Here is a 6,602-nt window from a genome sequence, read left to right on the forward strand (position 1 = left end):
GGGGAGATCACGCGGCGCGACGCAAATCATCGGCCAATGCACGATAGGACAGCGCTTCGGCGAGATGCAGCCGGCCGATCGTCTCGGCGCCGTCGAGATCGGCAAGCGTGCGCGCCACGCGCAGCACGCGGTGATAGCCGCGCGCGGTGAGGTGCATGTTGTCGGCCGCCTCGCGCAGCAGCTTCTGCCCATGCGCGTCGGGCTGCGCGATGGTCTCGAGCAGCGAGCTCGGCGCTTCCGCATTGGTGCGGACATGCGGCATGCCGGCTGCCGCATAGCGCGCGAGCTGGATGTCGCGCGCGGCCGCGACGCGGGCGGCAACCTCGGCCGATCCCTCCGCCGGCGGCGGCAGGATCAGATCGGCCGCGGTCACGGCGGGCACCTCGATCCGCAGGTCGATGCGATCCATCAGCGGGCCGGAGATCCGCATCTGGTAGTCGGCGGTGCAGCGGTCGAGCCGGCCGCGCTTGCAGGAATAGCCGGGCTCATAGGCATGGCCGCAACGGCACGGGTTCATCGCCGCAACCAGCATGAAGCGCGCCGGATAGGTGACGCGGTGGTTGGCCCGGCTCACCGATACCTCGCCGTTCTCCAGCGGCTGGCGCAGCGAATCCAGCACGCGCGGATCGAACTCCGGCAATTCGTCGAGGAACAGCACGCCCTGATGCGCCAGCGAGATCTCGCCCGGCTTGGCGCGCATGCCGCCGCCGGTCAGCGCGGCCATGCTGGCGGAATGATGCGGGCTGCGGAACGGGCGTCGCGCGGTCAAGGCGCCGTCGCGGATCTCGCCGGCAACCGAGGCGATCATCGAGACTTCGAGCAGCTCCGACGGCGACAGCGGCGGCAGGATCGAGGGCAGTCGCGCCGCCAGCATCGATTTGCCGGCGCCGGGCGAGCCCATCATCAGCAGATGATGACCGCCGGCAGCGGCGATCTCGAGCGCGCGTTTCGCGCTCTCCTGGCCCTTGATGTCGCGCAGGTCCAAAAGCGTTTCCTCGCGCTCATGCACCTTCGGCTGCGGGCGCGACAGCACCTGCGTGCCCTTGAAGTGGTTGGCGATCTGGATCAGCGACTGTGCCGCGATGATCTGGATGTCCGGACTGGCCCAGGCGGCTTCCGAGCCGCAGGCGGCCGGGCAGATCAATCCCTCGTCGCGCGAATTGGCGCCGATTGCCGCGGGCAGCACGCCCGCAACGGCTGCGAGCGAGCCGTCGAGCCCGAGCTCGCCGAGCACGGTGAAGCCGTTCAGCGCATCCGGCGGGATCGCGCCGATCGCCGCCATCAGGCCGAGCGCGATCGGCAGGTCGTAATGGCTGCCCTCCTTGGGCAGGTCGGCGGGTGCGAGGTTGACGGTGATGCGGCGCGCGGGAAGCGCGAGGCCGGAGGCGATCAGCGCCGAACGCACGCGTTCGCGGGCTTCCGACACCGCCTTGTCGGGCAGGCCGACGATCGCGATGGTAAAGACTATTAACCCTCCGTCGGTCCTGTGACGTTTCAGTGGGTAGGAGGCGAGTCTAGCACAGCGAAAACAGCCCCGCCGGGGAAGCCGGCGGGGCTGCTTTGTCTTAAAGGATTGGTCAACTAAGCAGTTGGTGCGGGAGGCCTGACCTTCGGTGATTTGCGGGCTTTTCTGGGTTCAGTGGAGTTAGTGGTGGCCTGCGAGGTTTGGGCAGGCGTCAGCGACGTGACGACCAGATCGTCCCACGCGCTACGGGAAGCCTGCTCCAGCTCATAGTCGAGGTACCTCAGCAGTTCTCGGATTCGTTCGTAGCCGAGCAGTAGCAGCGCAGATTTCCCGCTGCAGACAACCGCGATCCCACCACCGCAGTAGATCGTGTACTCCCCGCTTTGCGCGCGACCTTGGTCCATTCCCTGCAGGATCGCGATTTTAAGCGAGCAGAGCTCGAACTTCACACGGGGAGCCCGCAACATGAACCAATCAATGACGTCGGTCGTCAACAGGTCTGGCGTCGGTTCATCCGTGCCTTCCGGTTCCGCAATCATTCGGTACTCTAGCCGTTTCTGACCGCGGGCTCTGATTTCGTCTGAAGAGAGTGCCTTTGTGGTCATTTGGATTGCTCCATTGGACCGCTCGGGAAAAGTCCAGTCAGCGACGCAAGCAACAGCTCCTCCGAATTACGAGGAATTTCGCGCTCCGACCCAAGCGAACTGCGGATACCGCCGGCATTGTGAGGACTAAACTCCAAGGTGTTGTCAGACATCGTGAAACTGCAACCATAGCAGTCCACGTGCGCTAACTCACCGTTGACAATGCTTAGCTCGCCAGTTCCGCCGTCGCTCGCAAACCAGAACGTGTGAATGCTGTCGGCCCGGTCGCCCGTGACGTAGAGAAATTCTGGCGGTTCTGAATACGAGACGTGGGCGAGCCGCATTGGAGCCGGCAACAAAAATTTACGGGAATACCCGGCAGCACGCATAGCAGCCCAGGGCATCACTCCTTCGGAGAGATTGGCGTCGACCAACACCGGCCGCCTACGCCAAGGATAACCATAGGGAGGATCGTTAGTCACAGCACGTCCTTTCAAATCGGTCTGAATTGACCTGGACACACTCACAGCACGACCGCCAAAGCCGTTCTGTACTCCCAAACCAGCTCTTCCTTTAATTCACATAACGAGTGCAGTGTGCCCGCCACGTCGCCGTATTGCTCAACTGCGGCCCTAGGCGATTGTTCTCGGAAGGCGGACGCCTGCCCAGTGGGCCGTTGCTTGCAGTCTGCTACGCTCAAGCAATTCCGATGTGGTGCAGAACACTTTTCAGTCTGTCTCTCAAATCGAAGGCGGTGATTATTTCACATTCGAGATATCGGCGATTCCTAGCCTTCGCCGTCGGATCAACTCCGATTTGCCCCCCTTCGAAAACGCCCAAACGATATCCCGCAGCAACTTCCCCTTCTGATTCAGTCGATATGCTGAATGGTCTGCGATCGCGTCGAGTTCCCCCTCCTACCTTTGCTCTAGCATCGCGCAACAGATTCTGAATCCGCTCCCGATCGACAATCAGCTTTCGTTTCTTCCACGGCTCTTCAAGCTCGTACGCGATCTGATCGACACTTTTCTTGGGCGTCGCCAATCGCAGCCTGTATGCCTCGCTCAGCAGCTCATGACAGACCTCAGGAGTCCAACCAACTGGGCGGCCGGGGCCGGCTTTGGGTGGCGAATAGACTATTGGAGCAAGGCAGGCGAGCAACAGCTTCCAGTGGAACGGATCGGACTTAACTAACTCGGATTCACTGAACAGCCTTTGTAGAGCTGGATTACGGGCAACGTTGATTAAATGCGGATCGATTAAGATATGACCCCAATCTCGTTGCGCTTCACGCATCCAGTCGAGCTCTTCCTTGATCAGTCTAGCGATGGCCTTTGTCATGCATCTAAACTCCTCGACTACTTCGCTTGCGATGTTTCATTTGGGCAATAGTCCAGATAAGTCCCAGAAGAGATGTTCTCCTGTTACTTGTTTTGAAGATAAGGCACACGTTCAACGGGGATGACTCGCACCGACAAGTGAGGGTAGCGTGCAGGTCTATTTAGTGCTCAACACGACCCCCTCGACGATCAAAGTGTCGGTCCAGACCTCCATGGCGGCCTTGGATCGAGCTTTAGTCAGGTAACTGGCGGAGCCCTCGTCGCCCTCACGAATATGGCACGTTGAGCCCCACTCGCACTTACTCCAGCTCTGTTCAATAACTTCGATGAACTTCCCGCGCATCATGAAGTACGGTGGCTCGATCAGGAGATGGCCGTGCCATCCTCGATCGGCTCCGCACTCGAGAAAGGGGATGCGGGCCACGCGACGGTCGAAGCGTTGAACAAGGCGACCGTGTACCGCTCGATCGACCAGGTTCCCAAAATGCACTATCGACCTGCGGACCCGAGTCTCGTTTGCCTCGACGAACGTCCCGTCGTCAGCGCGGACCAAAGATCGACAGTTCAAAGTGACGACCAGCACCGACGTCCAGGTTCCGGTTACCTCGATGACCCAGTTGCGTAGTTCCGGTGCAGTCAAAAGGGCGGCAGTGGTCCCGCCGCCCTTGATGGCTAGAGGAGGCTCACTCATCAGCCCCGCCACACGAACGCGAGTACAAAGCGAGACGTGCTCGCGCCGTTTCGACTTGCAGTTTGGTCAACAAGCAAGAAGCCGCGAAGTCAACCAGCACCTGCTCGATGGTGAAGCGGGCGAGATCGCTCTTCATGAGCCTGACGAAGCCCGAGGGAGGCTCGCCAGTTTCATCCGGATCGATGAGAATCCGGAGCACCTCGTCAACGCCAAGGTATTCGATCAGGTTGACGATGTCTCCAAGCGAATCGCCCGACTTCCGTTGAGCTTCCCTCAGGCTTGTCAGCATGTGCGCCTTTAACTGCGCGCGCAGCTGACGAGTCCTCGCTGCGCGTCGAGACATAAGCTGCCGACTCATTGCAGGTCCCCCTGCTCGCGCAACCTCTTCTCGTGCTGCCGTCGCTCCTCCTCGGAGTAAACGCGAACCTCTCCGGCAGGACCATAGGTACCGCCCTTGAGGCCACGCTCGCTCTGAAGCTGATTGCCGCCGTAGCGATTGGTCGCGAGACCCCTCAGGTGACTTGGGTAGTTGCTGATCCCGAGTTTCGGGGGTTCGACAGAGCTGCCGTTTCGCTCTGCGAACGCCCGAAGGCGTGCAGCATGGTCTCGCCGCGTCTTTGACCGGCTGCTTTTCGATCTCTTGGACTTCGACATCGTCACTCCTGCTGTATGAGACGGCCTTGCCGCCTTTCAAAGAGACCTCTCCGATTGAGGTCTCGATCAGGAGCGCTTCGCTATATTCACCTCACTATGCTGATCGCAAAGCGAATTCGTATACAAGCTGTAACCCGCTGAAATGGCGAGGCAATCTGCAGCGGACTCTCTAAAATCGCGTTTCCCAAATTTTGAGGGTTTTGACATCCCATCGCGAATAACGCACGTACGGCCCTCCTGACGACGTTAAGGGCGGTTTTAAACGACCACCCCCAAAAGTGAGCTCCCCTGCAAGAGGTGCAGAAATCCTCGAGAAAAATAGAGAGAATCATTTCTGTCGCTCGAACGACCGGGTGGTCAGCTCAAAGTCACTCAGCATCGATTCGCGTCGCGCTGACCTTTTGTCGATAGTTGTTCGGCAACGGTGAAATTTTCGGCCCAGATCGCTGTTGCGCCAGGTGCCGAATTCAGAAGACGGCGGCTCAATCATCAACAAAGGAGCTCATCATGGCACGACTGCAGCCCGCGCCGGATTTAGCGTTAGCAACATTTCGCTGGTTACTGGATTCTGAAAGGGCACTGCGTTGATTAGGTCCGCCAGGATGTCGCGGCTGACGGAAAGTGACGTTGGCATCAGTCCTGATCGGAGGCCACTCACGAGCCTTCCTGAGCCGGCACAGCAGCCGCAACAGGTAGTGACGCGACTTTTCGCTCACGATCATGACGGCACTGTTCGGTCCGACCAGTTTTATTTTGCGCTCTCCGGCATTCGTTAGACCTAACAGGAAGATGCGATACTTGCCCTTCGAGGCAAGGCTGTATAGAGCGCGTCGCAGATCCATCAGCTCGGCGAAATCGGCGGGGTCATTCTGCCTGAGCCATGCAATCAAGTCGGTGCGGATGGCGTTATCGAAACGTCTCTTGTGCCTCGACGAGCGCTGCGCACCCAGTGATGCGGCAGGAGGGAAGCGCGAGAGGATTTCAGATGTTGTTGACGCTTGTACCGGAGGATCCTCGGTTTCTCGAGTACTTGAGCCTGTCGAAGCTGCTTGATCGCTCATCGCAGCTCCCCACGTTGACGTAGGTCAGCCGTATCCCTCCGTTGAGGGCCGCCTTGTTTGACGAACGCGATCGCTGCAGGTCCTAGGGGTAATCCTAGGAGAAGCGCTATGACGATTTCGAGGGCGGAGGTGATCACGTCGGTCGAGCGGCGGCGCCGCTGGTCGCAAGATGAGAAGGAACGGCTTGTTGCAGCGTCGCTGGAGCCCGGCGCCAATGTTTCCGAGGTGGCTCGCGTGGCCGGGCTTCATGTGAGCCAGCTGTTCAGGTGGCGCAAGGAGCTTTGCAGGCACGGCGAAGCGAGCATAGCGCCGTTTGTTCCGGTCGAGATTGGGTCGTCCGCGCCACCGCGGGAGGTGGCCGAAGCGCCGTTGACGACGACGACGCGTCGACGCAAGAGCCACGGCATCATCGAGATTGATCTTGGTACCGGGCACCGCATCCGGGTCGATGGCGACGTTGATGGAGACGCGCTACGTCGTGTTCTCGATGCTTTGGTCCGCCGATGATCCCAGTTCCCACGGGCGCGCGAGTGTGGCTCGCGACAGGCTACACGGACATGCGCCGAGGCTTTCCGTCGTTGGCACTCCAGGTGCAGGAGGTGCTGCGCAAGGACCCGCTCAGCGGTCATCTGTTCGTCTTCCGCGGTCGCCGAAGCGATCTTGTGAAGGTGATCTGGCACGGTGTGCTGCAGAGCATGAAGGAGGTGAATAACCGAATTTGATGTGTACAGCTTTATGAGAGATGGGGGTTGGCCCTCCTGCATCGGCGTTCCAGCCGCAGATGCAAAACCACGACACTGTGGCTTC

The 6,602-nt window shown here is 60.0% G+C and carries 8 protein-coding genes and 1 pseudogene; 2 read left to right on the forward strand and 7 right to left on the reverse strand.

The genetic code is table 11. The annotated features are described in order from the left end of the window. Window positions 1-7 precede the first annotated feature (7 nt). From I6F38_RS23210 to I6F38_RS23240, 7 genes and pseudogenes are all read right to left on the reverse strand, one after another. Window positions 8-1,453, reverse strand: a pseudogene (locus tag I6F38_RS23210) (YifB family Mg chelatase-like AAA ATPase); the annotation flags it as partial. 128 nt (window positions 1,454-1,581) lie between these two features. Next, entirely contained in the window at window positions 1,582-2,070 is a 489-nt protein-coding gene (locus I6F38_RS23215; RefSeq protein WP_225161926.1) for a hypothetical protein, read from the reverse strand. Continuing rightward, window positions 2,067-2,483 (reverse strand): hypothetical protein, encoded by a 417-nt coding sequence (locus I6F38_RS23220; RefSeq protein WP_225161927.1) that lies wholly within the window; start codon window positions 2,481-2,483, stop codon window positions 2,067-2,069. Before I6F38_RS23220 ends, I6F38_RS23215 begins: the two co-directional genes overlap by 4 nt. Before the next feature lie 262 nt (window positions 2,484-2,745). Next, window positions 2,746-3,390 carry a hypothetical protein gene (locus I6F38_RS23225; protein WP_225161928.1) on the reverse strand — a complete coding sequence of 215 codons (645 nt, stop codon included), beginning with the start codon at window positions 3,388-3,390 and terminating at the stop codon, window positions 2,746-2,748. Between the two features lie 156 nt (window positions 3,391-3,546). Beyond that, complete coding sequence (locus I6F38_RS23230; protein WP_225161929.1) at window positions 3,547-4,080, reverse strand: hypothetical protein; 534 nt, start codon at window positions 4,078-4,080, stop codon at window positions 3,547-3,549. Continuing rightward, window positions 4,073-4,369 (reverse strand): hypothetical protein, encoded by a 297-nt coding sequence (locus tag I6F38_RS23235; RefSeq protein ID WP_225161930.1) that lies wholly within the window; start codon window positions 4,367-4,369, stop codon window positions 4,073-4,075. Before I6F38_RS23235 ends, I6F38_RS23230 begins: the two co-directional genes overlap by 8 nt. A gap of 847 nt (window positions 4,370-5,216) precedes the next feature. Next, window positions 5,217-5,795, reverse strand: a complete 579-nt coding sequence (locus I6F38_RS23240; protein ID WP_225161931.1) for a hypothetical protein — start codon at window positions 5,793-5,795, stop codon at window positions 5,217-5,219. A 108-nt stretch (window positions 5,796-5,903) separates the two neighbouring features. Here I6F38_RS23240 and I6F38_RS23245 point away from each other — a divergent pair, with 108 nt between their 5' ends. Together I6F38_RS23245 and tnpB are read left to right on the forward strand one after the other, a co-directional pair. Then, a complete protein-coding gene (locus I6F38_RS23245) occupies window positions 5,904-6,302 on the forward strand; it encodes a transposase (protein WP_057016786.1) in 399 nt (132 codons plus the stop codon). Then, window positions 6,299-6,517 (forward strand): IS66 family insertion sequence element accessory protein TnpB, encoded by a 219-nt coding sequence (gene tnpB / locus I6F38_RS23250; RefSeq protein WP_139486059.1) that lies wholly within the window; start codon window positions 6,299-6,301, stop codon window positions 6,515-6,517. Before I6F38_RS23245 ends, tnpB begins: the two co-directional genes overlap by 4 nt. The last annotated feature ends 85 nt before the right edge of the window (window positions 6,518-6,602 follow it).

This window comes from Bradyrhizobium sp. BRP56 (assembly GCF_020194035.1).
GTDB classification, from domain to species: domain Bacteria; phylum Pseudomonadota; class Alphaproteobacteria; order Rhizobiales; family Xanthobacteraceae; genus Bradyrhizobium; species Bradyrhizobium australafricanum.

Coding starts and splice junctions, on each gene's coding strand:
- I6F38_RS23230 (WP_225161929.1), bottom strand. CDS start 4,080: ATGAGTGAGCCTCCTCTAGCCATCAAGGGCGGCGGGACCACTGCCGCC.
- I6F38_RS23225 (WP_225161928.1), bottom strand. CDS start 3,390: ATGACAAAGGCCATCGCTAGACTGATCAAGGAAGAGCTCGACTGGATG.
- tnpB (WP_139486059.1), top strand. CDS start 6,299: ATGATCCCAGTTCCCACGGGCGCGCGAGTGTGGCTCGCGACAGGCTAC.
- I6F38_RS23215 (WP_225161926.1), bottom strand. CDS start 2,070: ATGACCACAAAGGCACTCTCTTCAGACGAAATCAGAGCCCGCGGTCAG.
- I6F38_RS23240 (WP_225161931.1), bottom strand. CDS start 5,795: ATGAGCGATCAAGCAGCTTCGACAGGCTCAAGTACTCGAGAAACCGAG.
- I6F38_RS23235 (WP_225161930.1), bottom strand. CDS start 4,369: ATGCTGACAAGCCTGAGGGAAGCTCAACGGAAGTCGGGCGATTCGCTT.
- I6F38_RS23245 (WP_057016786.1), top strand. CDS start 5,904: ATGACGATTTCGAGGGCGGAGGTGATCACGTCGGTCGAGCGGCGGCGC.